Source organism: Paenibacillus sp. 7541 (assembly GCF_002276395.1).
GTDB classification, from domain to species: domain Bacteria; phylum Bacillota; class Bacilli; order Paenibacillales; family Paenibacillaceae; genus Paenibacillus_AQ; species Paenibacillus_AQ campinasensis.
Map to the genome: position 1 here is coordinate 1 of NZ_NQLZ01000083.1, position 331 is coordinate 331.

A 331-nucleotide genomic window follows, 5' to 3' on the forward strand; every position below is an offset into this window, starting at 1 on the left:
CCACCTTCCTCCGGTTTGTCACCGGCAGTCACCTTAGAGTGCCCACCATTACGTGCTGGCAACTAAGATCAAGGGTTGCGCTCGTTGCGGGACTTAACCCAACATCTCACGACACGAGCTGACGACAACCATGCACCACCTGTCTCCTCTGTCCCGAAGGAAACCTCTATCTCTAGAGGGGTCAAAGGGATGTCAAGACCTGGTAAGGTTCTTCGCGTTGCTTCGAATTAAACCACATACTCCACTGCTTGTGCGGGTCCCCGTCAATTCCTTTGAGTTTCAGTCTTGCGACCGTACTCCCCAGGCGGAATGCTTAATGTGTTAACTTCGG

1 rRNA gene is annotated in these 331 nt (G+C 52.9%); it reads right to left on the minus strand.

Annotation, left to right across the window (positions count from 1 at the left end):
* Positions 1-331, minus strand: a 16S ribosomal RNA gene (locus CHH75_RS24515); the annotation flags it as partial.